At 65.7% G+C, this 24,324-nt stretch carries 11 protein-coding genes; 10 read left to right on the top strand and 1 reads right to left on the bottom strand.

Features of this window, described 5'->3' with window-relative positions; all coding sequences use genetic code 11:
* The first annotated feature begins 39 nt into the window (after positions 1–39).
* The 10 genes from FNZ07_RS07440 (at position 40) to FNZ07_RS07395 (ending at position 22,853) form a co-directional block, all read left to right on the top strand.
* Positions 40–7,038, top strand: coding sequence for a type I polyketide synthase (locus FNZ07_RS07440; protein WP_091015040.1), 6,999 nt, complete (start codon positions 40–42; stop codon positions 7,036–7,038).
* Positions 7,038–12,725, top strand: a complete 5,688-nt coding sequence (locus FNZ07_RS07435) for a beta-ketoacyl synthase N-terminal-like domain-containing protein (protein ID WP_091015038.1) — start codon at positions 7,038–7,040, stop codon at positions 12,723–12,725. Before FNZ07_RS07440 ends, FNZ07_RS07435 begins: the two co-directional genes overlap by 1 nt.
* Positions 12,726–12,823: 98 nt before the next feature.
* On the top strand, positions 12,824–13,762 hold the full coding sequence (locus FNZ07_RS07430; protein ID WP_170275684.1) for a cupin-like domain-containing protein: 939 nt from the start codon (positions 12,824–12,826) through the stop codon (positions 13,760–13,762).
* A gap of 40 nt (positions 13,763–13,802) precedes the next feature.
* Entirely contained in the window at positions 13,803–15,512 is a 1,710-nt protein-coding gene (locus FNZ07_RS07425; RefSeq protein ID WP_170275683.1) for a PfaD family polyunsaturated fatty acid/polyketide biosynthesis protein, read from the top strand.
* On the top strand, positions 15,509–16,321 hold the full coding sequence (locus FNZ07_RS07420; protein WP_091015031.1) for a thioesterase II family protein: 813 nt from the start codon (positions 15,509–15,511) through the stop codon (positions 16,319–16,321). The genes FNZ07_RS07425 and FNZ07_RS07420 overlap by 4 nt, the downstream gene beginning before the upstream one ends.
* The gene (locus FNZ07_RS07415; protein WP_091015029.1) at positions 16,305–17,024 is read left to right on the top strand and encodes a 4'-phosphopantetheinyl transferase family protein; all 720 of its coding nucleotides are present in this window, start codon (positions 16,305–16,307) and stop codon (positions 17,022–17,024) included. The genes FNZ07_RS07420 and FNZ07_RS07415 overlap by 17 nt, the downstream gene beginning before the upstream one ends.
* Positions 16,990–18,438, top strand: a complete 1,449-nt coding sequence (locus tag FNZ07_RS07410) for a polysaccharide pyruvyl transferase family protein (protein ID WP_170275682.1) — start codon at positions 16,990–16,992, stop codon at positions 18,436–18,438. The genes FNZ07_RS07415 and FNZ07_RS07410 overlap by 35 nt, the downstream gene beginning before the upstream one ends.
* A gap of 1 nt (position 18,439) precedes the next feature.
* Entirely contained in the window at positions 18,440–20,200 is a 1,761-nt protein-coding gene (menD, locus tag FNZ07_RS07405) for a 2-succinyl-5-enolpyruvyl-6-hydroxy-3-cyclohexene-1-carboxylic-acid synthase (RefSeq protein ID WP_091015023.1), read from the top strand.
* Between the two features lie 110 nt (positions 20,201–20,310).
* The gene (locus FNZ07_RS07400; protein ID WP_091015021.1) at positions 20,311–21,072 is read left to right on the top strand and encodes a metallophosphoesterase; all 762 of its coding nucleotides are present in this window, start codon (positions 20,311–20,313) and stop codon (positions 21,070–21,072) included.
* Between the two features lie 131 nt (positions 21,073–21,203).
* Entirely contained in the window at positions 21,204–22,853 is a 1,650-nt protein-coding gene (locus FNZ07_RS07395; RefSeq protein ID WP_091015017.1) for an acyl-CoA synthetase, read from the top strand.
* Here FNZ07_RS07395 and FNZ07_RS07390 read toward each other — a convergent pair whose 3' ends face one another.
* Entirely contained in the window at positions 22,854–24,263 is a 1,410-nt protein-coding gene (locus FNZ07_RS07390; protein ID WP_091015014.1) for an MmgE/PrpD family protein, read from the bottom strand.
* Between the last annotated feature and the right edge of the window lie 61 nt (positions 24,264–24,324).

Below are 24,324 nucleotides of genomic sequence, written 5' to 3'. Positions count from 1 at the left end.
CCAGCTACCGTACCCACCGAGTCCGACTAGAGACTGCTCATGCCCAAGTCCTCCAACGTCCAGCACCAGGTCTCCGCACCGATCGCGGTAATCGGCATGGCCACGGTACTACCGAAGGCCCGCAACCTCGGCGAGTACTGGAGTCATATTCTCGGTGGCACCGAGTGCCTTGAGCCGGTACCGCCGAGCCGCTGGCGCATCGATCAGTATCACGATGCCGACCCGTCGGCACCCGATAAAACCTATGCCGATCGCGGCGGCTTCATGCCCGATCTCGCCTTCGATCCGCTGCTGTACGGCATCCCGCCGAACAGTCTCGATGCCACCGACAGCGCGCAGCTCTACGCGATGATGGTGGCCCGCGAAGCGCTGCTCGATGCCGGCTATGCCACCGAGTCGAATGCCGCGGGCAAACCGCTGCCGGCCGCGCGTGCGGGCGTCGTACTCGGCGTCGCCGGCACCACCGTCGAACTCGCGCTCGACATGGCCCGCCGCAGCGACATTCCGAAATGGCAGGACGCGCTGAAACAGGCCGGTGTTGCGGCGGAGCAGATCGACGCCGTCGCCACCGCGATGGGCAACTACTACCCGCAGTGGACCGAGGACACCTTCCCCGGCATGCTGGCCAATATCGTGGCCGGTCGGGTCGCCAACCGCTTCGGTCTGGGCGGCGCGAGCCATACCGTCGATGCGGCCTGCGCGAGTTCGCTGGCCGCCGTGCGACTCGCGTGCCAGGAGCTGCGCAGCGGCGCCGCCGACCTGATGATCAGCGGCGGTGTCGACACCGACAATTCGCAGCTCGCGTTTCTTAGCTTCAGCAAAACGCCTGCCTTATCGAAGAGCGGCAAGGTCAGTGCGTTCGATGCGGAGGCCGACGGCACGTTGATCTCCGAAGGCGTCGCGATGCTGGTGCTGAAGCGGCTCGCCGACGCCGAAGCCGACGGCGACCGCATCTATGGTGTGATTCGCGGCGCGGGGGCGAGCACCGACGCAGCCGGTGGCGCGATCTACGCACCGCGCAGCGAAGGTCAGTTGCGGGCGCTGCGCAACGCGTATGACGAAGCCGGTTTTCCGGCCAACAGTGTCGGCCTGATCGAAGCGCATGCGACAGGCACGACCGTCGGCGATGCGGTGGAAATCGCTTCGCTGCAGACCGTGCTCGAAGGTGCAAAGGCACCGGTCGCGCTCGGCAGCGTCAAGTCGCAGATCGGTCATACCAAGGCCGCGGCTGGTGCGGCGAGTCTCGTCAAAACGTTGCTCGCGCTGCACCACAAGGTGGTGCCGCCGACGCTCAACGTGCGCAAGCCCAACACGTTGCTCGGCGAAGAGGGTCCGCTGTATCTGCCGAAACAGGCTCGTCCGTGGATTGGCAATCCCGATCATCCGCGCCGTGCGGGTGTGAGTGCGTTCGGGTTCGGCGGTGCCAATGTGCATCTGGCGCTGGAGGAATATGCGGCTACGGTGCCCGCCAATCCAGGCCATCGCCGCGCACTGCCGCTGCTTTTGAGCGCCGCGACTCCTGCCGCGCTCGCGCGACTGTGCGAAGAAGTCGCCGCGCGCTTCGAACAGGACGCGGACCATACACAGCCCTGGCCCGACACCGCACCGCACGTCGATCACCCGCGTGTGGGCATCACCGCCGTCAACGCGCACGAGGCCGCGACGCTGCTGCATCTGGCCGCGAAGACGTTGTCCCAACGTGGCGAAGAAGCCGCGTGGAGCCTACAGCAGACAGTTCATTTCCGCCGTCGCGCGCTCGACAGCGACGCCAAAGTCGTCGCCGTATTCAGCGGACAAGGCGCGCAGACCGTTGGCATGGGCGCCAAGCTCGCCACCGATTTTCCGCAACTGCGCACGATCTTCGATGCCTTCGATGCCGAAGCAAAAGCACACGGCCACACGCCGATCACCGACCTGCTTTATCCGCCTGAAACCTTCGCCCCTGCGCAAGCGCTGGCACAACGCCAGGCGCTGACGCATACGTTGTACGCGCAAGCTTCGATCGGCGCGTACAACATGGCCGTGTTCACGTTCCTGCGCGAGCACGGTTTCCGTCCCGACCTCGCAATCGGCCATAGCTTCGGCGAACTCTCCGCACTGTGGGCAGCGGGGAGTCTCGACGACGAGCAATACCGCGCCATCGTCCTCGCGCGCGGCGGCGCGTTGACACCGCCTGCCGGACTGGCCGAAGGCGGTCTGCTGGCGCTGAATGTCGACGCCGAGCGCGTGCGTGCGCTGCTGCCGCAACTGCCGGGGATCAGCCTCGCTAACCTCAACAGTCCGCGTCAGACCGTAGCCGGCGGCGACGCGCAAGCGATCGAGCAGGCGCTGCCGGTGTTCAAGCAGGCCGGCATTCAGGCGGTCCGCATTCCGGTCGCCGCAGCCTTTCATACGGCACACGTCGGTTACGCGGAAGCCGCGTGGAACGACGCGCTCGCGACACTCGAACCGCACGCGCCGCACTGTCCGGTGCTGGCCAACGTGACCGCCGCGCCCTATCCCGCCGATCCCGCCGGCATACGCGATCTGCTGCGTCGTCAGCCGTTCAACGCCGTGCGTTTTCGCGAACAGATCGAAGCGGCTTACGCCGAGGGCGGCCGCGTCTTCGTCGAGGTCGGTCCGCGCAGCATCCTGACGCGACTTGTCGGTGAGGTTCTCGAAGGCCAGCCGCACGTCGCACTGCCGACCGCACCCGATCCGGCCGGCGACGACGGCCTGCAGATCCAGTCGGCGGCCGTGCAACTGGCTGTGCTCGGATTGCCGCTGCGGCTGGAATTTCCCGCTCTTGAGAAGGCGGCGCCGCGTGCGCTCGCGTTCAATATCAGCGCGTCGAACCATCGCATCGGTAAGCGGCCGGCGTGGCCGGAAGTTGCGGAGGTTCCGGTGGCTGTGTCGGTGTCTGTACCGGTGACGGTTCAATCGCACGCAGCGGTAGTGGCGCCGGCGCCGCTGCCGGTCGCTGCGACGCAGAACGTCGGACAAGACGCGCAGGCAAATGCGTGGCTCGCCGATGTGCATCGTCAGTTCCTCGACGGTCAGCTCGAGCTTGCACTGACGCTCGCGAAGCACGCGCCGTCAGCCGCGGTGCTGCAGCAGATCGAGCGTGGCCAGCAACAGGCCATGGCGTTGCATCTGCAATTCCTGCAGGGACAGCAAGCGTTGTCGGCGGAAATTGGCGGTACGGCCGTTGCATGGTCGGGCAACGTCGGCGCACCGGTCGCTGCGCCGCAACTCTCACCCATCGCGCCCATCGCGTTTGAAGCACCGCGCGCGAATGTGTTGGCACCTGTTGTTGCTGCCCGCGTTGCGGCACCTGTAGCAGCCCCGGCTCCGGTGGTCGCAAAAACGTCGGCGCCTGTCGTTGCCGCTCCCGTTGCAGCCGCGAGCCAGGGTGTGGACATCACCGCGTTGCTGCTGCGCATCGCAGCAGAGAAAACCGGCTTCCCCGCCGAGATGCTGAACGCCGGCATGCGCCTCGAAGCGGATCTCGGTGTCGACTCGATCAAGCGCGTCGAAATTCTCGCCTCGGTACGCGACGCGTTGGGTGTCGCCGAGGATGGCAAGCTCGGTGACGAGTTGCGTCAGGCGGCGACGATCGGCGACATCGCTGCGTTGCTCGGTAGCCACCAGGGCGCATCCGCAGCACCATCGGTTGCCTCGGTTGCTTCAGTTGCGTCGGTCACTCCGGTCGCGGCTCAGGCCAGCGCCGCAACCGGCATCGACGTCGCCGCGCTACTGCTGCGCATCGTTGCCGAAAAGACCGGCTTCCCTGCAGAGATGCTCAACACCGGCATGCGTCTCGAAGCCGATCTCGGCGTCGATTCGATCAAGCGTGTCGAGATTCTCGCTGGTGTGCGCGATGCACTGGGCGTCGCCGAAGATGGCAAGCTCGGCGACGAACTGCGCCAGGCCGCTACGATCGGCGACATTGCGGCGCTGCTGGGCAGTCAGCACAGTGCAGCGGCTTCGTCGATAGCACCGGCAGCAGCAGCACCGGCCAGCGTCAGTACGGGCATCGATGTCGTCGCGCTGCTGCTGCGTACCGTGGCAGAGAAAACGGGTTTCCCCGCCGAGATGCTCAACGAGAGTATGCGTCTCGAAGCCGATCTCGGTGTCGATTCGATCAAGCGTGTGGAAATTCTCGCAGGCGTGCGCGATGCACTCGGCGTGGCGGACGACGGCAAGCTCGGTGACGAACTGCGCCAGGCCGCTACGATCGGTGATATCGCTGCATTGCTGCAAGGTCATGTGCAAGCGCCTGCGACCGTTGCGAGCGCGTCAGGTTCGGTACAGACCACTGCGGCGGCTTCGGTCGCTCCGCTGGCTCCGGCCACTACTGACAGCATCGATGTCGGCGCCCTGCTACTACGCATCATCGCCGAGAAAACCGGCTTCCCCGCCGAGATGCTCAACACCGGCATGCGTCTCGAAGCAGACCTTGGCGTCGATTCGATCAAGCGCGTGGAAATTCTCGCCGGTGTGCGCGATGCGCTCGGTATCGCCGACAGCGCGAGCGCCGGTGACGAACTGCGCAACGCGGGCACGATCGCTGAGATCGCCGCATTGCTGACGGGTATGACCAACGCCGTAGCAGCGCCCACTGCGTCCGCAGTCAATACGCCACCGGCTGCCACGCCCACCTACGATGCGCAACGCTGGCGCTCGCTCGCAGTACGCCCCGTACCGATCTCGCTGGGACGCCCCGTTCGCATGATCGCCGACGCCGGCGTACTGCTGATCGACGATGGCGGCCCGCTCACCCGCGAGGTCGCCGCCCGCTTGCGTCAACAAGGCCAACGCCCGATCGTTCTCGCGCTCGCCGGCTGGACCGACGGCGTCAGCGAACACGCCGACGTATCGTGCGAACTGGCCGGTCTCGACGATGCACTGGCCGCGCTGGCCAACGCCCACGGCAACCCGCAAAGCGTGCTGTTGCTGTTGCCCGCAGGCGACGACGCGGCAAGCCGTCGACGCCTCGCGCTCGGCCTGCTGATCGTACGCGCCGTACTGCGCTGGCAGCCGCATTGCATTCTGGGCAGCGCGCGGCTCGATGGCCGGCTCGGCTTCGACGGCGGCGGCGATAGCGTGGCCGGCGGTCTCGCCGGTCTGTTGAAAACGCTGCGTCACGAGCATCCGCAGAGCGTGGCGCGCTTCGTCGATCTCGCCGGATCGCTGGCACCGGCCGACGCCGCCGAACACCTGCTGTCGGAATGGCACGACTGCCAGCGCGCCGCCGTGTCACACAGCGATCCGCTCGCGCACTACCCGGCCGAATGCGGCTGGAATGCACAAGGCCGCTGGACCCTCGCCTGCACGGAAGAAAACGAAACCGCAGCCGAAACGCTGCCGTCGTTGCAAGCCGGCGATCTAGTGCTGGTCACCGGCGGCGCGCGCGGCATCACCGCGGCCTGCATCGAGGCGCTCGCGGCGCAGGTACCGGCGCATTTCGTCCTGCTCGGACGCACGGTCCTCACCGCCGGCGACCCGGCCTGGGCCGTCGGCCACGCAGCGGGTGCAGCGCTGAAAGCGCAAGCGCTGGAACACCTGCGCAGCAGCGGCAAGCAGATCACGCCTCGCCTCATCGATGAAGCGTGCCGCGCAGTCCTCGCCGCACGCGAAGTACGCGCCAACCTCGACGCCATCCGTGCGCATGGCGCCAAGGTCGACTACCTGGCACTCGATCTCGGCGACACCGCCGCGACGCGCGCCGCGCTCGCCGGTCTGATCGACGCGCACGGCCCAGTGAAGATGTTGGTGCACGGCGCCGGCGTGCTGGCCGATCGCCGCATCGTCGACAAGACCGCGCAGGACATCGAGCAGGTATTCGCGCCGAAGCTCGACGCGCTGCTGACCTTGCTCGACGCACTCGACACACAACCGCCGCAACGCGTGCTGCTGTTCTCTTCGACCGCGGGCTACACCGGCAACGCGGGACAATCGGACTACTCGATGGCCAACGAAGCGCTGAGCAAGCTCGCGTTTCGCCTCGGTCGTCGCTGGCCGCAGACACGCGCGGTCTCGCTCGCATGGGGACCGTGGGATGCCGGCATGGTCGACGAGACCTTGAAGAAGCTGTTCGCCGATCGCGGCATCGGCCTGCTGCCGCTCGCCGCGGGCACGCGGACGTTTGTCGAAGCAGCCCTGTCGAAACGTGGCGGCGGCAACCAGTACGTCGTCGGCGCTACCCTGCCCGCGCCTGGCGCCCAGGCCGGTTCGCGCGTTCGGCTCGAGCGGTCCTTTTCGCCGCAGCAAGACCCGCTGATCGACGAGCATCGCATCAACCGGCTCGCCGTGCTGCCTTCGGCGTGGGTCGCCGAGTGGCTCGTGGAATGCGCGACGCGCTGGCAGGATCGCGTGGTCACCGCACTCGAGGATTACCGCGTGTTCAAGGGGGTCGTCTTCGATACGCCCGCGCCGGTGACCCTCACGCTCGAACTCGAAGTGAGCGGGCCGCATACGCTGCGCGCCTCGGTCACCGACGCCGACGGGCGCCCCCGCTTCGCCGGCAATCTCTGCTTCGACCAGTCGCTCGAAACGCGCCAGCGCAAGCTGCCGGTCGCAACCGACAACGTTGCCGATCCCGCGGGTTACCTGGCCGGACCGATCCAGTACGGGCCGAGTTTCCGCGGTGTCGAGCGCGTGTTGCAGCTGGACGCGCACAGCACGCTGATCGAATGCCGGATTCCTGCGCACGTGTCGGAGAACACGACGAGCCATGGGCTGCGACCGCTGATCTATGACATTGCCAGCCACGCGTGCCTCGTCTGGCTGATGGAACGGCATCGCGCGGCGTGTCTGCCAGCTTCGATGGGCCGCTTCAGCTGGCGCGGCGATGCGCCGATGCCGCGCGACTTCTTCGTGGAAATGCGCGTACGCAGCCTGGTCGGCCCGCAGTTCAGCTGCGACTTCGAACTCTGCGATCGCGACGGCCGGGTGTTCGCGTTGCTCGAGGATTTCGCCGCCACCGTCGTCGGTGAAGACGACCCGCTGTGGAACCGCGATCTCAATGACGACGTGATCGGTATGGAGACGGCCTGATGCTCGCGCTCGATATCCTCGGCCTCGGTTGTCTGTTACCGGACGCCGACAGCCTCGACACCTTCTGGGCGAATCTGCTCGCCGGCAAACGATCGATACGCACAGCAGTCGCCGCCGACTGGGGCATCGACCCGAACCGCCTGCGCGGCACCGGTAGCGACCGCACGCCGAGCATCGAGATCGCGAGTCCGTCGGGTTATACGTTCGACCCGCACGGCTACCATCTGCCGGCCGAATTTCTCGCCGCCCAGGATCGTTGTCTGCAATGGCCGCTGGCCGTAGCGCGCGATGCGTTGCGCGACGCCGGCCTGTGGCCAGCCGATAAAGAAAGCCTTGCGCGCACCGGCCTGCTGCTCGGCAGTTATGCCTGGGCGGTCGGCGCGGCGAGCGATGCGTTGACCCGGCCGCTCTACGAACAAGCCATAGCAGAAGCATTCGATGCCGTCGCTCCGCAGGCGCAACTGCGGCTCGCAACGGGCCGTGTGCTGAAAGGCACGCATGCACAATCGGCGCGCATCGGCGGTGGTCTCGTGCGCGGTATCGCTGGGGCATTGGGCCTGGGTGGTCCGCGTTATTCGCTCGACGCAGCGTGCGCCACGTCGTTGTACGCGCTGCGCCTCGCCGCGTTGCATATCGCCGCGGGCGAAGCCGACGCGATGCTGGTGGTCGCCGCCAACGGGTTCGATCCGCTGTACGCGAACCTCGGTTTCGCCGCGACCCAGGCGCTGCCCGACGGCATTCCGAGCCGGCCCTTCGATGCACGCTCGACGGGTCTCGCGCCTGGCGAAGGCGCGGTCGCGATGCTGGTGCGCCGAGCCGTTGTCGGCACGTCGACCTATGGCGTTATTCGCGCAGTCGGTCTGTCCAGCGACGGCAACGGCAAGACCCTGACCGCGCCCAATACGCAAGGCCAGCAACTGGCCTGCGAACGTGCCTATGCGGATGCCGGCGTCGCGCCGTCCAGCGTCAGCTATGTCGAATGCCATGCCACCGGCACCCAGATGGGCGATCGCGTCGAGCTGGAAACGATGAGCGCCGTATTCGGCCCGGGCCAGGCCGTCGGCTCGGTCAAATCGAATCTCGGTCACCTGCTCACCGCCGCCGGCGCGGCCGGCCTCGTGAAGACCGTGCTGGCGATGCGCGAAGGCGTGCTGCCGCCGACGGCCGGCATCGAGCAACCGCTGAGCAGCGAGGCCGATATCGTGTGCGAACTGCGCACGTGGCCCGAGGGATTGCGACGCGCCGCGGTTAATGCATTTGGTTTCGGCGGGGTTAACGCCCATCTCGTTGTCGATGCGCCAGGCGCTGTGTCGACTGCGATCGATCAACGTGCCGATACGAATACGCAGCGCCGCGTCGAAGACACCGCAACACCGCCGCTGCTGACCGGCCTTGCCGCCACCGTCGGCGACTGCGCCAATCTCGATGCCGTCATTGAAGCTTTGCAGCAAGCGAAGCCACGGCTGCGCGATGCCCCGCCCGCGACATTCGCGGGCTTACCGTTCGTGGCACCACGCGGTGCCTATCTCGAGCGCGTCGCCATCGATGCGCTGCGACTGCGCCTGCCGCCGAAGGATCTCGAGCGGCTGCATCCGCAACAACCGTTGATGCTCGCAGTCGGCGACGCCGCATTGCGCGACGCCGGCATCGCTGCCGGCACCTGCACCGCGGTGATCATCGCGGCCAGCATGGACCATAGCGTGCATCGCCTGCTCGCTCGCTGGGAAAGCGGCTGGCGGCTCGCCGATGCACTCGCCGCGGCCGGACTGTCTTTAAGCGACGAAGAACGCGGCAAGCTCGATCAAGCGGTGACCGACGCGCTGCATACACCCGCCGATGCCGCCGTCGCACTCGGCTATATCGGCAACCTGCTTGCGAGCCGCATCGCTTCGGCCTGGGATTTCTCGGGCCCCGCGTTCACGCTGTCCGGCGACGAAACCACGGCATTGCGCGCGCTCGATCTGGGCGCACGCATGCTGGCGGAAGGCGTAGCGCAAGCGGTGCTGGTCGGCGCCATCGATCTGGGCGGCACCATCGAGAATCTGCTGGTCCGTCATGCGAACGGCGAGCCGATTCAGAACCCGCTCGCCGAAGGTGCCTGCGCACTGGTCCTTGAACCGGCAGCTACACACGATCAGGCACGCGCTTACGCGCAATGGCTCGGTGCCGGTTTTGCGGATAGCCTCGCCGATGCGGCGCAGCGTGCCGGGCAACGCGCAGGTCTCGCCGAGGGAACACCTGTTGGGTTGTTCGAAGTGGGCGCCCTGCCGGCTGCTGCACTGGCTGCGCCGCTAGCTGAGGCAACGTGCCCGGCACTGGCGAGCAGCGCCGCGATATTCGGCGACGGCCATATGCTGACGCCTCTGCTTGGCGTGCTGAACGCGGCGCTCGCATTGAATGCGCGCAGGCTGCCTGGCTGGGCCGGGTTGGACACCGCAGCCGCTTTGAACGATGAGCGGACCGCGGCATTCGGTACACCGGCCGCATTGGCCGCATTGGCCGCACTGGGCGAAGGTCGTGCGTACGTGCCGACCGGATCGACTCCATGGTTTCGCCCGGCCGGCGAACTGCGTCACGCCGCCGTGCTCGCGCGCGATCCCGACGGCAGCGCCGCCCACGCGCTGCTGCGCGAAGCTCCCGCTGCGCTGTCGCGCAGCGCGCCCACCACCACGCTACCGTTGTTGCTAACAATCACCGCGCAGACACGCGACGAACTGCTGGCGCGTCTGCGCGAGCTGATTGCCGCGCCGGCACAACTCGGTCTGCGTGCCCGGCAAACATTACGCGGCTACGACGCCGACGCGCCGCTCGCGCTGGCGTTGCTCGCCGACGATGTCGAAGGCTTGCTGGAAGAAGCCCGCGCCGCGCTGGCGCAGTTGCCTGCCGCGCAGGAATGGCAGTCGCCGCGCGGCAGTCGCTTCAGTGCAGCGCCGCTTGGCCGCGAAGGCGGCGTCGCGTTCGTCTACTCGCCGTTGAATACCGCGTTCTGCGGACTCGCGCGCGGCGTCGGTGCGTTGCTGCCCGGTGCGCTCGACAAGCTCGATGCCGGTTACCGCGATGCGGGCGCGGCGATGGGTGCGTCGTTGCTATATCCGCAGCGCCTTGCGCCGCTCGATCCCGAAACGCGGATGCAGATCGAGCAACGCCTGCTCACCGACAACCACGCGCTGATCGGCGCGGGTGTGCTGTCGAGCTGGCTGTACACGCGCCTGCTGACGGAGCGCATCGGCATCGAGCCCGCAGCGGTGTTCGGACATAGCCTCGGACAGCTCAGCATGCTGTTTGCCAACGATGTCTGGGAACCGGGCGATGCCTGGACCGCCCGGCTCGATCAGTTCGGCGAGCATCTGCAACGGTTGGCCGGCGACAAGGTGGCTGTGCGCGAACACTGGCAACTTGCCGACGACCAACCGCTCGAGTGGGCCAACTACCTGCTGCTCGCGCCGGCCGATGCGGTGAAGGCCGCTGCCGCGGGCGAGACGCGCGCCTATGTCAGCCTCGTCAATGCACCCGACGAAGTCACGCTGATCGGCGAGCAGGCGGCCTGCGCGCGCGTGCTGAAAAAACTCGGCATCGGTGCGATATCCGCGCCGGATAGCCTCGTCGTACATTGCGACCCGGCGCAGGCCGAACGCGCCGGCATCGCGGCGGTATGCACGACGTCGCAGGTCGGACCCGCTTCGCCGGCGTTGCTGTTCGCCGGCGGCGCACCCGCCTCGTGGACGCCGCAAGGCATCGCCGAACGGATCGCCGACGACCTCGTCTCGCCACTCGATTTCGCCGCCTTGACCGAGCAGGCTTATGCGCGCGGCGCACGCCTGTTCGTCGAGATGGGTCCGGGTGCGAACTGCAGCCGCTGGATCGGCAAGACCTTGCACGGACGGCCGCATGTCTCGTTCGCGATGAGCCGGCGCGATCAGGATGATGTGCAGAATTTCGGCCGGCTTGTCGCGTTGCTGGTCGCGCATCGGGTGCCGCTCGACATGGCTCGCGTCTGGGGTCTTGCCGACGAATCCAATGCACCGGCGAAGCCCGCGCTGTACAAGGAGCTCAAGTTTCAGCAACCGGCGCTCGCCGGCGTGCTGGCGGATAACCTGCGTCGGCTCGGTGTCGATCAGGCGTTGCAGCGCGCTGCGGGCAAGTCTTCGAACGTGCAACGGGAAAGCGCGAGGGTGGCGGCCGTGCTCGCGTCGGACACGCGCCCAGCGGCCTCTCAGCCGAACCTCGTCGTCAGCGTGCCAGCAGTGCATCAGGACACGTCAGCTCAAACCATCGAGCAGCGTTCCAGTGAACTGAGCGCCACGCTGCTCGCCATCGCCGCACGTCGTGCGCAAGCGCATGGCGCATGGCTCGAACAGCATCGGCAGAGTCTGACCGGCCTGCTCGGTCCGACTCCAGCTCAGGCTCCGGCTCCTGCGACACACGGCGACGAACACAGTGCGAAGCCCGCTGCGCGCCGTCACGCCAAGGCCTCGCTCTACAACGAATCCGACGTAATGGAATTCGCCGAAGGCCGCATCTCGCACGTGTTCGGTCCCGCCTATGCCGCCGCCGACCAGTTGCCGCGCCGCCTGCGTCTGCCCGGTCCGCCGTTTCTCGCGCTAAGCCGCGTGACGGAAATGTCCGGCACGCACGGCCAGTTGCACGGTAGCCGCATCCGCACCGAATTCGACGTGCCCGATCCGGCGTGGAATGCCGTCGATGGCCAGACCTGCTATCTCGCACTCGACGCGCAAGGCGTGCTGTTCCTCGCCGGCTGGCTCGGGATGGATGCGCAGAACCAGGGTCGCCGGGTGTATCGCTGGCTCGATGCCGTGCTGACCTTCCAGGGCGACACGCCGCGTGCCGGCGAATGTGTCGAATACGACATCCAGATCGTCGACTCCTTCCGCAACGGCGACTCGCTGCTGTTCAAGACCGAGTTCCAGGCCAGCACCAACGGCCGCCCGCTGCTGAAGATCGAACGCTGCACAGCGGGCTTTTTCACCTACGAGGAACTGGCGACCGGCGCAGGCATCGGCGAGCAGCACAAGGCCGTGCGCAAACCGGCAACGCAACCGTTCGTGCCGCCGCTGGCACCGCCCACGCGCGCACTCGAAACGCGGGACCTCGTCGCGCTCGCGCACGGCGACATCGCAGGCGTACTGTCGGGCGCGCATGCCGCCGGCGGACCCAACCCGTCGCTGCGTCTGTCGCCGACGATCACGCACATGATCGAACGCATTCCGTACATCCGCAGCACGGGTGGCGTGTGCGGTCTGGGCGGCAGCATGGCCGAGTTCACGCTCGATCCGCAGCACTGGGCGGTACGCGCGCACTTCAAGGACGACCCAGTGTTCCCAGGCCCCTGCATGCTCGAAGGGGCGTTCCAGTTGCTGCAGGTTCATGCGCTCGCGTTGGGGCTCGGCCGCGGTTTGCGCGGCGCACGGTTCCAGCCTGTGTGCGGACGCCCGGTGCAAGCGCGCTTTCGCGCCCAGGTGCTGCCGCGCGGACAGGTGTTCGGTTACCGCGCCGACATCATCGAGATCGGGCTCGACCCAGAGCCTTATCTGATCGCCGATATCGACCTCATCGATGCGGGCCGGGTTACCGGCCGTATCGAAGGACTCGGTGTGCGCCTTGTCGGCACGCCAGTCCACCACGCGATCGACACCGCCGCAGTTCATGCCCCTGGAGTCCTCGCATGAACCACAGCGCTTCTTCATCTTCCAGCAACGCAGCGGCCGCGCCGAGCGATACCGATGAAAGCAACCCATTACATCCGCACAGAATCAGGAGCGAACCCATGACCGATACGACCAACCCGATCATCAAAGTCATCGATCTGGTTCCCGGCGAGCGACGCGAGCTTCCTTCCATCGCGGCCCAGGACCTGACCCGCGAAGTCTTCTGGAACGACTACGTGTGCCGGCACCGGCCGCTCATCATCAAGGAAGGCGCCGCTCACTGGCCGGCGGTCGGCAAGTGGCAAGACCCGGGCTATCTGGAGTCGCTCCCCTCCGACGCCAAAGCGTGGCTGAGCCGCACCTTCAACCCGCTACAGATCATGGTCATCAAGAAGGTCGTGCAGATCAAGAAAGTGCAGGACTGCGTCCGCGAGATGCGCGAAGCCCCCGCCGATCAAACGTATTCGATGACCGGCATTCCGGTGCCGAAGGAATGGCAGCAAGACCTCGGCGAGCACGCGTTCATCTCGCCCGACCGGTTCGAGAAGGCGCCCCGCACTTACAACCGGCAGCGCATGTTCATCTACCGCAATGCGGCCTCAGACTGGCATTACCACGAGACCGACGAGACCTTGACCACGCAGTTGAGCGGCAGCAAGCGTTTCTCGATGTTTCGGCTCACGCCGGAAAACTGGGAGGACTGCAACAGCATCCTCGAAGCCAACCTGCACCACCTGAGTTGCGCGAAGCAGCTGTTCCCGCCGCGTCTTTCGCTCGTCAAGTACGAAGCCACGCTCAACCCCGGCGACGTGGCCTACATCCCGCCGTTCTGGTGGCACGGCGTGGATCCGGAAGACTCGGTGGTCGGCGTGACGCTCGCGAACTGCTTCCGTACGCCGTGGGAGCGTTTTGGCGACTGGCGCGACCCGATCACGCGCGGCATGACCTCGAACAAACCGAAGCCAGGGTATCGGGCATCGCCGATACAGAAAAGCGTGATTGCCTTCACTTCGCTGATGCGCCGCCTGAAGGGCACCCCCTGGTATGAAGAAGTCTGACCTCGCGACATCGTCGATGCAGAACCATGGAGTCAATGCAATGAATGCCCCTGTGAAGATCCCCGGCGCCACCGCCACGGCGCAGTCGCTGGGCAGCGCAGCGTTCCGTGAGCGCCATGGCCTGAGCCTCGCCTATATGGCCGGCGCGATGGCTGCCGGCATCGCCGGCGAGGCGCTGCTCGAAGCGCTCGTCGGCGCCGGTTGCCTCGCCAGTTTCGGGTCGGCGGGCCTGCCTCTGGCGCGCATCGAAGCAGCGATCGCGCGACTGCGTGCCTCGCTGCCCGGCAAACGCCTGTGCTTCAACCTGATCCATACGCCCGATCATCCGGCGCAGGAACGCAGCATCGTCGAGCTGTATCTGCGCGAAGGCATCGAGACCATCGAGGCGTCGGCGTTCATGCAACTGAGCGCGGCACTCGTGCTGTTCCGCGCGCGCGGCGCGCGCATCGACGAGCATGGTCGCGCTCATGCAAAGCAACGGATCATCGCCAAGGTGTCGCGCCGCGAAGTGGCGCAGGCCTTTTTAAGGCCCGCACCCGAAGCGCTGCTCGCGACGCTGCGGGCCGAAGGCGCGCTCGATGCCGTCGAAGTCGCCGCCGCGCGCCTGCTGCCGATGGCCGACGACATCACCGTCGAAGCCGATTCGGGCGGCCATACGGATCGACAGTCGCTGGTCTGCGCGTGGCCGGCGCTCGCCGCGTTGCGCGCACGCGTCGCGCGCGAGTTTCCGCCGGCGGCCGAGGTTGGGCTCGGCGCAGGCGGCGGCCTCGGCACGCCGGCGGCGATCGCGGCCGCTTTCGCGATGGGCGCGGACTACGTCGTGACCGGTTCGATCAACCAGGGCTGCATCGAGGCCGGCACCTCCGATACGGTCAAGCAACTGCTGGCCGGCGCCGAACCCGCCGATGTCACGATGGCGCCCGCCGCCGATATGTTCGAGCTCGGCGTCTCCGTGCAGGTGCTCAAGCGCGGCAGCATGTTCGCCGCGCGCGCCAACCAGTTGGGCGAGCTGTACCGCGCGCATCGCACGCTGCGCGATCTGCCGCCCGACGAATGCAAACGGCTCGAACAGCAGATCTTTCATCAGCCGATCGCAGCGGTGGAAGAGCAGACGCTCGCGTTCTGGCAGGCGCGCCATCCGGGTCTTGCCGAGCGGGCAGCCCAGGACCCGCGCGTCATGATGGGTCTCGTGTTTCGCTGGTACCTGGGCCAGGCCTCGCGCTGGGCGATCAACGGCGATCCGGCTCGCGTGCTCGACTTCCAGATCTGGTGCGGCCAGGCGATGGGCGCCTTCAACGCGTGGGCCGCCGATACGCCGTTCGCCGATCCGCGCCGCCGGCATGCGGCGGCGATCGCGCTGTCGTTGATGAACGAGGCGGGTGCGCATCTCGACAATTTCATGGCGCGCTCGGTGTGGCCACCGGCACTGTCGGCTGTCACATCCACGTCGACGTCGACATCCACGGACGACATCGAACTCGATGAAGAAGAGGATCTGCAGGAGTGGCTGATGCTGCAGATCGCGCGCGAACTTGGCGTCGACATCGACCAGATCGATCCGCGCTGCAGCTTCGAGAGTTATGCGCTCGATTCGGCACGCACCCTGCTGCTGCTCAACCGCGTCGAGCAGCGTCTGTCGATGAAGCTCTCGCCGACGCTCGTGTGGAACTACCCGACGATCGAAAAACTCGCCGCCCGCCTGCAACAGATGGCCGAGGCAGCGAGCGTTGGCGCGGAGGCAAACGCATGAACGGCACCACCCTGCAGCGTCCGCCGATCGTCGACGTCAGTGCGGACCGGCTCTGCGCACCGTGGACCCTGTTCCGCACAGCACGCGCGAACCCGGCGATGCGCCTGCTATGTTTTCCGCACGCCGGCGGCACCGCGCTCGCGTATCGCGGCTGGAGCGAACAGCTGCCCGACTTCGTCGAGGTCTGCCCGATCCAGTTGCCTGGCCGCAGCAATCGCGCGCACGAGACGGCCTATACCTCGGTCGCCGCGCTGCTCGACGATTTGCTGCCCGCGATCGAGCCATTGCTCGATCGACCGGTTGCGCTGTTCGGTCACAGCATGGGCTCGGCGCTCGCGTTTGCGCTCGCCATCAAGCTCGAGCAGCGCGGCCGCGCGCCGCTGCGCGTGTTCGCGTCGGCGCGGCGTCCGCCGTTGCTCGGCCACGTCGGTACCTTCCATGAACGCAACGACGCGGAGCTGACGGCGTATCTGCGCGATCTCGGCGGCACCCCGGAGATCGTCTTCGAGAACGCCGAGTTGCGGACCCAGGTGTTCCGTCTGCTGCGCGCCGACTTGCAGATGAACGACCAGTACACGAGCCCCCACGCGCTGCGCAACGTGCCGATCACCACGCTGGGCGGCCTGCACGATCCGTATGTGCCAGTAGGCGACTTGCAGGGTTGGTCGAGCCTCACTCACTCCGCGTTCGATGGCCGGTTATTTCACGGCGGGCATTTCTTCCCGCAGTACCAGCCGAAGCTCGTGCTCGATTATCTGAGCGAGCGTCTCACTGCCGATCTGGAGGGCCTGCATGTTCGTGCTGGATAAAGCCCATATCGAGATCGTCACGGTCGACCTAGACGCCCTGCCGACGCGCCACGATCTGCTCGACGCCGACGAGAACCGGCGCGCGCGTGCCTTTCTGCGCCCGCAGGACAGCCATCGCTTCGCCGCCGCGCACGGCTTGTTGCGCGAGTTGCTCGGTCTCGCCTGTGGCGAGCCGCCGGCGAGCCTCGTGTGGGGTGTGCGCGAGAGCGGCAAGCCGTGGTTGCCGGCTCATCCACGGCTCGGTTTCAACCTGTCGCATGCCGGCCCGATTGCGGTGATCGCGCTCGGTCGCGATCTACGTGTGGGCGTCGACGTGGAGCACCTCGCCCGCTCGCTCGACTGGCGCGGTATCGCCAGTCACTACTTCAATGCGGACGAATGTCGCGCGATAGGCGAAGGCGAAGGGTCGGCACGGCGTTTCTATACCTTGTGGACCGCGAAAGAAGCGGTCCTCAAGGCGATCGGTTGCGGCCTGTCCGCACTCGATGACGCACCGATCGCACTCGATCGCGAGGGTCGACCGCGACTGCTGCACCCGCTGAACGACGAATGGCATCTCACCCCGCTACACGAGGTCGGGCATCCCGCCGCCCTCGTCTATGACGGCCCCACGCGGATGCTGCGCCACTGGCGCTGGCCGCTTCCTGTCCACCTGCCCGGAACGCTTCATGACCGAGATTATCGAACCCCCCAGCCGGCTTGACGAATATCTGGCCTCAGGCGCCAACGACACCGTGCTGCTGCGCCAGTTGCACGAGCTGATCCAGAACAGCGCGAACGCTGCGCCGCCGCGCGTACCGGGCACGCCGCTGCGTCTGCTGCTGGCCGGCTACAACGGCGGCGGCAATACGGGCGCGGATGTGCGGGTGGCCGAGATGATCCGCCAGATACGCGCCATTCTTGGGCGCGAGCAGGTGCAGATCGGTTTGATCGCCGCCGGCGAGACATTGCCGCTGGAGCTCGCCGACGAGGTCCGGCCCGAGCTGAGCAGCGACTACCTGCCCGACTTTCTCGAGCGCACCTGTCGTCGCTACGACGGCGTGATCGCCTGCGAAGGCTCGATGTTCAAGTCGAACTTCTCCACCGCGCTCGGGGCCTTCATGGCCGCGAGCCTGGGCATCGCTTCGGCGAGCGGACGACTGGCCGTCGGCTACGGCGCCGAGGCCGGCCGCATGGAGCCGGGTCTGCGCGACTTCGTGTCCGGGCTGGGCCAGGGTCCGCTCGTGCTGTGCCGTAACGCGGAGTCGCGCACCTTGCTCGACGGTCTCGGTCTGCGTACCGCGGCGGGTGCGGACACTGCATGGACTTACCAGGCCACGCCCGAAGCTGCCGTACAACAGCGCCTGCGCATGCTCGGCGTCGGGCAGCGGCCGCTGCTCGTGATCTGTCCGATCAACCCGTTCTGGTGGCCGGTGCGTCCCGATCTCGCGAAGGCCGTCGAGCTGGAAACCCACGGCGCGCATCGCGACCTGCACTACGCAGCCGTGCTGTTTCACGCCGACAGCGACGAGATCCGCCGCGGCTATGCCGCCTATCTCGACGCGATCGCCGAGGCCGCGAAGCAATGGCGCGAGGACAACCACGGCAGCGTGCTGATCATCGGCATGGACCGCGTCGATCGCAAGCCTTGTCACGATCTCGCCGCGCGCTTCGACACTCCGCCGCCGATCGTGCAGAGCGGCGACGTATCGCCGGGTGCCATCGTCGGCATGCTGCGCGCCGCCGACCTGCTGCTCAGCTCGCGCTTTCACGCGATCGTGACCAGCATGCAGGCCGGTGTACCCGCGGTCGGTATCAGCATGGACGAGCGCATCAACAACCTGCTGGGCGCCGGCGAACACAACCGCCGGCTGCTGCGCGCCGACAGCCCAGAGCTGGCCGGGCAGATCCTGCCGGCGCTGCGCCATGCGCAGGCCGAGCGCGAATCGATCGGCGCGGCCGCGCAGGCGTTTGTCGCGAGCCAGTTGCGCGCAATGGGCGAGATGGGCAAGCGCTTCGCCGACGAAGTGCGGCGCTTCCATCCCGACATCAAGACACCCGACAGCAACGCCGGATGGAGCGCCTACCTGCCCTCGATGCATCCCGAACTGCACGCCCTATTAGAGAGGAATAGCTGACATGTCCCTGCAGAACCGCAATACCGCGTGGGTGCACGCGATCATCGACGAACTCTCGCGCGCGGGTGTCCGCCAGGCTGTCGTCTGTGCCGGTGGACGCTCGTTCGCCCTGATCGCGGGCATCGCGGCGAGCGACTGGGAAATCGCTCACGTGCAGACCGACGAACGCGCCGCCGGCTTCCTGGCGCTCGGCCTCGCCAAGGCAACCCAGCGACCGGTGGTGGTCGCGGTGACCTCGGGTTCGTCGGTGGGCAACTTGCTGCCGGCGCTCATCGAGGCCGACAGCACCGACGTGCCGGTGATCGTCCTCACCGCCGATCGCCCCAAGGGCGGTCAGAAGTCGGGCATGCCGCAAACCACGAACCAGATCGGCCTGTGCGCGGCCGTCGTGCGCGCCGCGCTCGACCTCGACAACCCGACCGACAGCTCGCAGGACATCGAAGCGCTGCGCGGCAAGATTGCCGGATTGCTGCCGCACTTGATCGGCGATCGCAAGGGTCCGGTGCAGATCAATATCCCGATGGCCGGCAAGCTCAGCTCAGCCGATCCGACGCCGAACTGGGAACCGCCTGCGCTCAGCGACCTGGCGCGTCACGGTCGCTTTAACGCCACGGGCACGCCGCTGCCGATCCGCGATGTAGCAATCACCCAGCCGCATGCAACCGATTGGGACGGCCTGATTGCGCGGCTGGGGCTGCGTCCTGGCATGAAGGGCCTGGTGGTGGCTGCATCGGACTGTCCGCTGACGCCGTCGGCTGCCGCGAAGCTGTCGAAGCAACTGGGCTTCCCGCTGCTCGCCGATGCGCTCTCCGGTCTGCGCCGCCCAGGCATGCCCAATCTGCTCACCACAGCCGACATTCTTGTAGCGGTCGAGAAAGAACAGCCGGACCTCGTAATCCGGCTCGGCGGTCTGCCGGTGTCGCAGTACATGCAGAACTGGCTCAGCACGCTGTCGGCGCCGGTGCTGCGTATCGATCGCAAGCACATCGAGGCGGACTTCCTGACGCCGCGCTTCGAGCTGCTGCAAAATCCCGACGAAGCCGATCTCGAACGGCTCGCCGCCAGCCTTGGGCGCGGCGACGAGAACTGGCTCGAGCAGTGGGTAAGTCGCGACGTAGTGGTCCGCAACGGCCTGAACGAAGCGCTCGCCGCGCTGCCCTGGGGCGAATGCCAGGCCGTCGCGACGGTGCTGGCCGCCGACGGCTACGACCTCCTGCATGTCGCCAATTCGATGACCACGCGCCATACCAATCTGCTGCTCGAGGCGCACGACCTGCAGGTGTATTCGAACCGCGGGGTGGTCGGGATCGACGGGACCAACTCGACGTTCATCGGCGAGTTGCACGGTTCGCAGTCGCGCGGTTTGCTGCTGATCGGCGATCAGACGTTCCTGCACGATCTGAGCGGGCTGGAAGCCAGTCGCATTGCCGGTCTGCGCGGCACGATCTGCGTCACCAACAACAGCGGCGCGTCGCTGTTCGATGTGCTCGGTCTCGGGCTCGAGAAGACGCTGCCCGATTACACGCGCCTCGTGCGCAATCCGCCGGGCTACCGTATCGGGCCGGCCGCTGCCGCGTTCGGTTTGCAGCACGTGCGCTGCGAATCGCTGCAGGCCCTGCAGCAGGCGCTCGCCGATGCGAAATCGGCCGAGGGGCTGCAGGTCATCGAAATGGTCGTGCCGGCCGATTCGCTGCGGCGGGACATCGTCCCGCTGTACACCGCCGCGATGAGTGCCTTGCAGGTACCGGTCGCCGCGGTATAAGCGCCAGAAGCCGTGTCACACGCGTCGAACGACGACGTGATTAAATACCTCCGGTTAGCCCGGTGCGCTCCGCACCGGGCCTCTCCCATTACGGCGGCGGTTACCCCACCATGCGCGTGTTTGCCCTGTCGGACATTCATGTCGATTACCCCGACAACGAGTCGTGGATCGAATCGCTTTCTACTCACGATTACCGCGACGACATACTGATTCTGGCGGGCGATGTCTCGGACTCGCTCGTGCGCATGCAGCGCTGTTTCGACAATCTCGTGCGACGCTTTCGCAAGGTGCTGTACGTGCCGGGCAATCACGACTTGTGGGTGATTCGCGAGAAAGGTCACAGCTCGCTCGATAAATTCCACCAGGTTTGCGAGCTTGCACAGGATTGCGGCATGTCGATACGACCGACGCAAGTGGGCGGTGTGTCGGTCATTCCGCTATTCGGTTGGTACGATTATTCGTTCGGCGAGCCCAGTGAGGACATTCTCGCGACGTGGATGGATTTTCGCGCATGCTTGTGGCCGGACGGTCTCGGCGCGCAGGAGATCACGACGTACTTCCTGCAACTCAACGAACCGGTGCTCGTTCCGTACGACGGGACCGTGATCACGTTCTCGCATTTCTTGCCGCGCATCGATCTGATGCCCGACTTCATTCCTCCGGCACACCGCACCGTTTATCCGGTGCTTGGCACCGAGCGGCTCGATCGACAGATTCGTGCGGTTGGCGCCAGTATTCATGTCTATGGGCATAGCCATGTGAACCGGCAGATCGTGGTCGATGGTGTGACTTACATCAATAACGCGTTTGGTTATCCGCATGAACAGCGGATTACGACCAAGCAGTTGATCTGTATTCATCGCGATAGCTGATCACAGCGTCACCCGGGAAATCGCGAGTACCATAGCCTGGTGTTCCTCGGCAAGCGCGCGAAACCGCGCGCATTGATTGCACAGGATAGGGAAAATAAACGGGAGCCTATGTCTCCCGAGGAGACCGTTCGATGACGCATATCTTCGACGAAGGCCTTGGCCGCCGCGAGGCGAACTACGTCCCGCTCACGCCCATCGATTTCATTGCGCGTGCAGCCGAAGTCTACGGTGACCGCCTGGGCGTTGTGTACGGTGCGACCCGTCGCACGTGGAGCGAAACCTATGAACGAACCCGGCGCCTCGCCGGTGCGCTACAGCGTGCGGGGATAGGACGCGGCGATACGGTCGCCGTGTTGCTTCCCAACATTCCCGCCATGATAGAGGCGCATTTCGGCGTGCCGATGGCGGGTGCTGTCCTCAACACGCTGAATACACGACTTGATCCATCATCGATTCTTTTCATGCTGCGGCATGGCGAAGCCAGAGCGCTGATCGTCGACACCGAGTACGCCGAAGTGGCACACCGGGCCGCGCTGGAGTTTCCGGATCTGCTTATCGTCAGCGTTAGCGACGTCATCGCCGCAGATCCACACCAGTTTCCACGCGCAACCGACTATGAGGATTTCCTGCAAGGCGGCGACCCGCAATTCGCCTGGCAGACTCCTGCCGACGAATGGGACGCGATTGCGTTGAACTACACGTCGGGCACGACCGGGGACCCGAAGGGCGTTGTCTACCATCATCGTGGCGCATACCTGAATGCCGTGAGCAATATCCTCGAATGGGATATGCCCAAGCATCCGGTCTACCTCTGGACGCTACCGCTGTTTCATTGCAACGGCTGGTGTTTTCCGTGGACCGTCGCCGCGCGTGCCGGTGTCAACGTCTGTCTGCGTAAATTCGATCCGAAGACCGTGTTCGATCTGATCCGTGTTGAAGGTGTCACCCACTACTGCGGTGCGCCGATCGTCCAGAGCGCACTGGCCAATGCTCCGGAGACGTGGCGCGACGGCATCGAACATCGCGTCGCAACCATGGTGGCCGGTGCAGCGCCTGCTCCGGCGGTCATTGCCAAGATGAAGGAGATCGGCTTCGACCTGACGCACGTGTACGGTCTCACCGAAGTCTATGGGCCTGCGTCGGTATGTGCGAAACAGGCGCACTGGGATAGTGCGAGCGAGGATGAACTTGCGCGCCTTAATGCACGACAAGGCGTGCGTTACCACCTGCAGGCAGCCGTAACGGTCGTGAACCCGGACACACTCGATCCGGTACCGAACGATGGCGAGACACTCGGTGAAATCGCGTTTCGCGGCAACATCTGCATGAAGGGTTATCTGAAGAACGAGCGCGCCACCGAAGAGGCCTTTAGAGGTGGCTGGTTCCACACCGGCGATCTCGGTGTGTTGATGCCCGACGGCTACATTCGCATCCGCGATCGCAGTAAGGACATCATCATTTCGGACGGGGAAAACATTTCGAGCATCGAGATCGAAGACACGTTGTACCGGCATCCGGCGGTTTCGCTGGCTGCCGTGGTGGCGATGCCCGATCCGAAATGGGGCGAGGTTCCGTGTGCATTCGTCGAGCTGAAAGAGGGAGCGCAGGCCACAGTCGAAGAGATCATCGCGCACTGTCGTTTGTTTCTGGCGAGTTTCAAGCTGCCCAAAGCCGTTCTATTTGGAGAGTTACCTAAAACTTCGACGGGGAAGATCCAGAAGTTCGAACTGCGCGCACGGCTCAAATCCAGCAGCGCCATAGACGTAGCAGCGGGGTCGTGACTACTGAATCCCCGGGTGGGTTGCCGGGTAGCGCGGTTGTGGACTGACCCTCGCAAGGAGCTGCATCAGCTCCTTGACCGGACGTCGATCGAGTGTCGATACCAGATCGATGATTTCGTCTCGCAGCGATTCGTCCGCGTATGGCTCGCTTAGCCAGTGGAACTTCTCGACGGTCCGCTCCCATGTGAACGGATTGTCGAGCCCGCCTTCGAAGCCGACGTGTTCCTTCGAGAACACCTGCCCGTTCTTGCAGCGGATCGTCACCCGCGTGTTCAACGCATGCGGGTACTGCCTGCTGAATTCGGCATCGGGCCGCACCGTGACCTTCTTGAGCAGCGCCTGCGTATCGGCGGCCTGAACGCGTTCCGGTTCCAGTTGCGCGGGCCCTACTTCGTCGTCGATCAGTATCGCCGCAATCAGGTACTTGAGGTTGTAGTCGGCCTGCTCCTTGGTCTGCGGCTCGTCCTTCGGGCCGAAACCACCCCCTCCCGCGATATCGAAGCCGGTCTGGAAGATGTCGCACACCACTTCCTCGACATCTTCGCTCTTCACACCGTGGCGACGCTTCAGATCGAGCGTCGCTTCAAGCACGGGTTGACCGTGAATCAGCGAGCAGAACTTCTTCATCACCGTTTCATGAATGACTTCGAGCCGGTGGTCGTTCCAGTCGACTTCGAGCGGCTGATCGAACATGCGTACGAGCCCGTTAGGTCCTTCGAACAGGCGCAGCGGACCTGTAAAGCCGCGTTTCGCAAGCGACGCCGAATAGATTGCGCGCATGCCGGTAATGGCCGGCGAGAAACCCTTCCATTGCGACACGGGCTCGGAATGGACGCACGACAACGAGATGTTATCTACCGTGGCAATCGTAATGGCATGGGCAAGCTGGCCGGCATCGAGGCCGAACAGCTTGCCCGACCCCGCCGCCGACGACATCGCCAGTTGAATGGCGTGATTGAATCCTTTCGCCATGACCGGAACGATCGCGGTGATGCGCGCGCCGATTTCGTACGCCACGGCGAGCGCGAGCATGAAGTCCTCGCCGCTTGCCGATGCGTGGTCGGCAGCCGCGAGGATCGTGCCGAAGTTATCGCTGGGATGACAGAGGCCGCCCGGCGACATGTAGCTGTCGAGCAGATCGACATAACGCACGAGACCCGAGTTGTACAACGCGGCCTGATCCGGCGACGTGCTGCCGCCGCCAATCAGCGTGCACGAACCCGAGCGACCGTATTCGTCGAACTGCTCGCGCAATGCCTTGAACGGTTTGCCCGACAGCGCCCCGATCGCGCAGCCGAGGCTATCGAGAATGTTCCGCTTGAACAGTGTCCGCGAGTGCGGCCTGAGGTGCTGTACACGTGCATCGAAAGCGAACTGGCCGATGCGTTGAGCAATGGTAGGCGTACTCATGTGGCGAAGTTCTCACGGTAAACCGCGTGGCGCGCGGGGAGGCAGATTCATAGGCTCGATA

It is taken from the genome of Paraburkholderia megapolitana (genome assembly GCF_007556815.1).
GTDB classification, from domain to species: Bacteria; Pseudomonadota; Gammaproteobacteria; order Burkholderiales; family Burkholderiaceae; genus Paraburkholderia; species Paraburkholderia megapolitana.
Note: the sequence above shows the minus strand (reverse complement) of the source record. Positions and strands in the feature narration are given on the sequence as shown.

Coding starts and splice junctions, on each gene's coding strand:
- FNZ07_RS07440 (WP_091015040.1), top strand. CDS start 40: ATGCCCAAGTCCTCCAACGTCCAGCACCAGGTCTCCGCACCGATCGCG.
- FNZ07_RS07435 (WP_091015038.1), top strand. CDS start 7,038: ATGCTCGCGCTCGATATCCTCGGCCTCGGTTGTCTGTTACCGGACGCC.
- FNZ07_RS07430 (WP_170275684.1), top strand. CDS start 12,824: ATGACCGATACGACCAACCCGATCATCAAAGTCATCGATCTGGTTCCC.
- FNZ07_RS07425 (WP_170275683.1), top strand. CDS start 13,803: ATGAATGCCCCTGTGAAGATCCCCGGCGCCACCGCCACGGCGCAGTCG.
- FNZ07_RS07420 (WP_091015031.1), top strand. CDS start 15,509: ATGAACGGCACCACCCTGCAGCGTCCGCCGATCGTCGACGTCAGTGCG.
- FNZ07_RS07415 (WP_091015029.1), top strand. CDS start 16,305: ATGTTCGTGCTGGATAAAGCCCATATCGAGATCGTCACGGTCGACCTA.
- FNZ07_RS07410 (WP_170275682.1), top strand. CDS start 16,990: ATGACCGAGATTATCGAACCCCCCAGCCGGCTTGACGAATATCTGGCC.
- menD (WP_091015023.1), top strand. CDS start 18,440: ATGTCCCTGCAGAACCGCAATACCGCGTGGGTGCACGCGATCATCGAC.
- FNZ07_RS07400 (WP_091015021.1), top strand. CDS start 20,311: ATGCGCGTGTTTGCCCTGTCGGACATTCATGTCGATTACCCCGACAAC.
- FNZ07_RS07395 (WP_091015017.1), top strand. CDS start 21,204: ATGACGCATATCTTCGACGAAGGCCTTGGCCGCCGCGAGGCGAACTAC.
- FNZ07_RS07390 (WP_091015014.1), bottom strand. CDS start 24,263: ATGAGTACGCCTACCATTGCTCAACGCATCGGCCAGTTCGCTTTCGAT.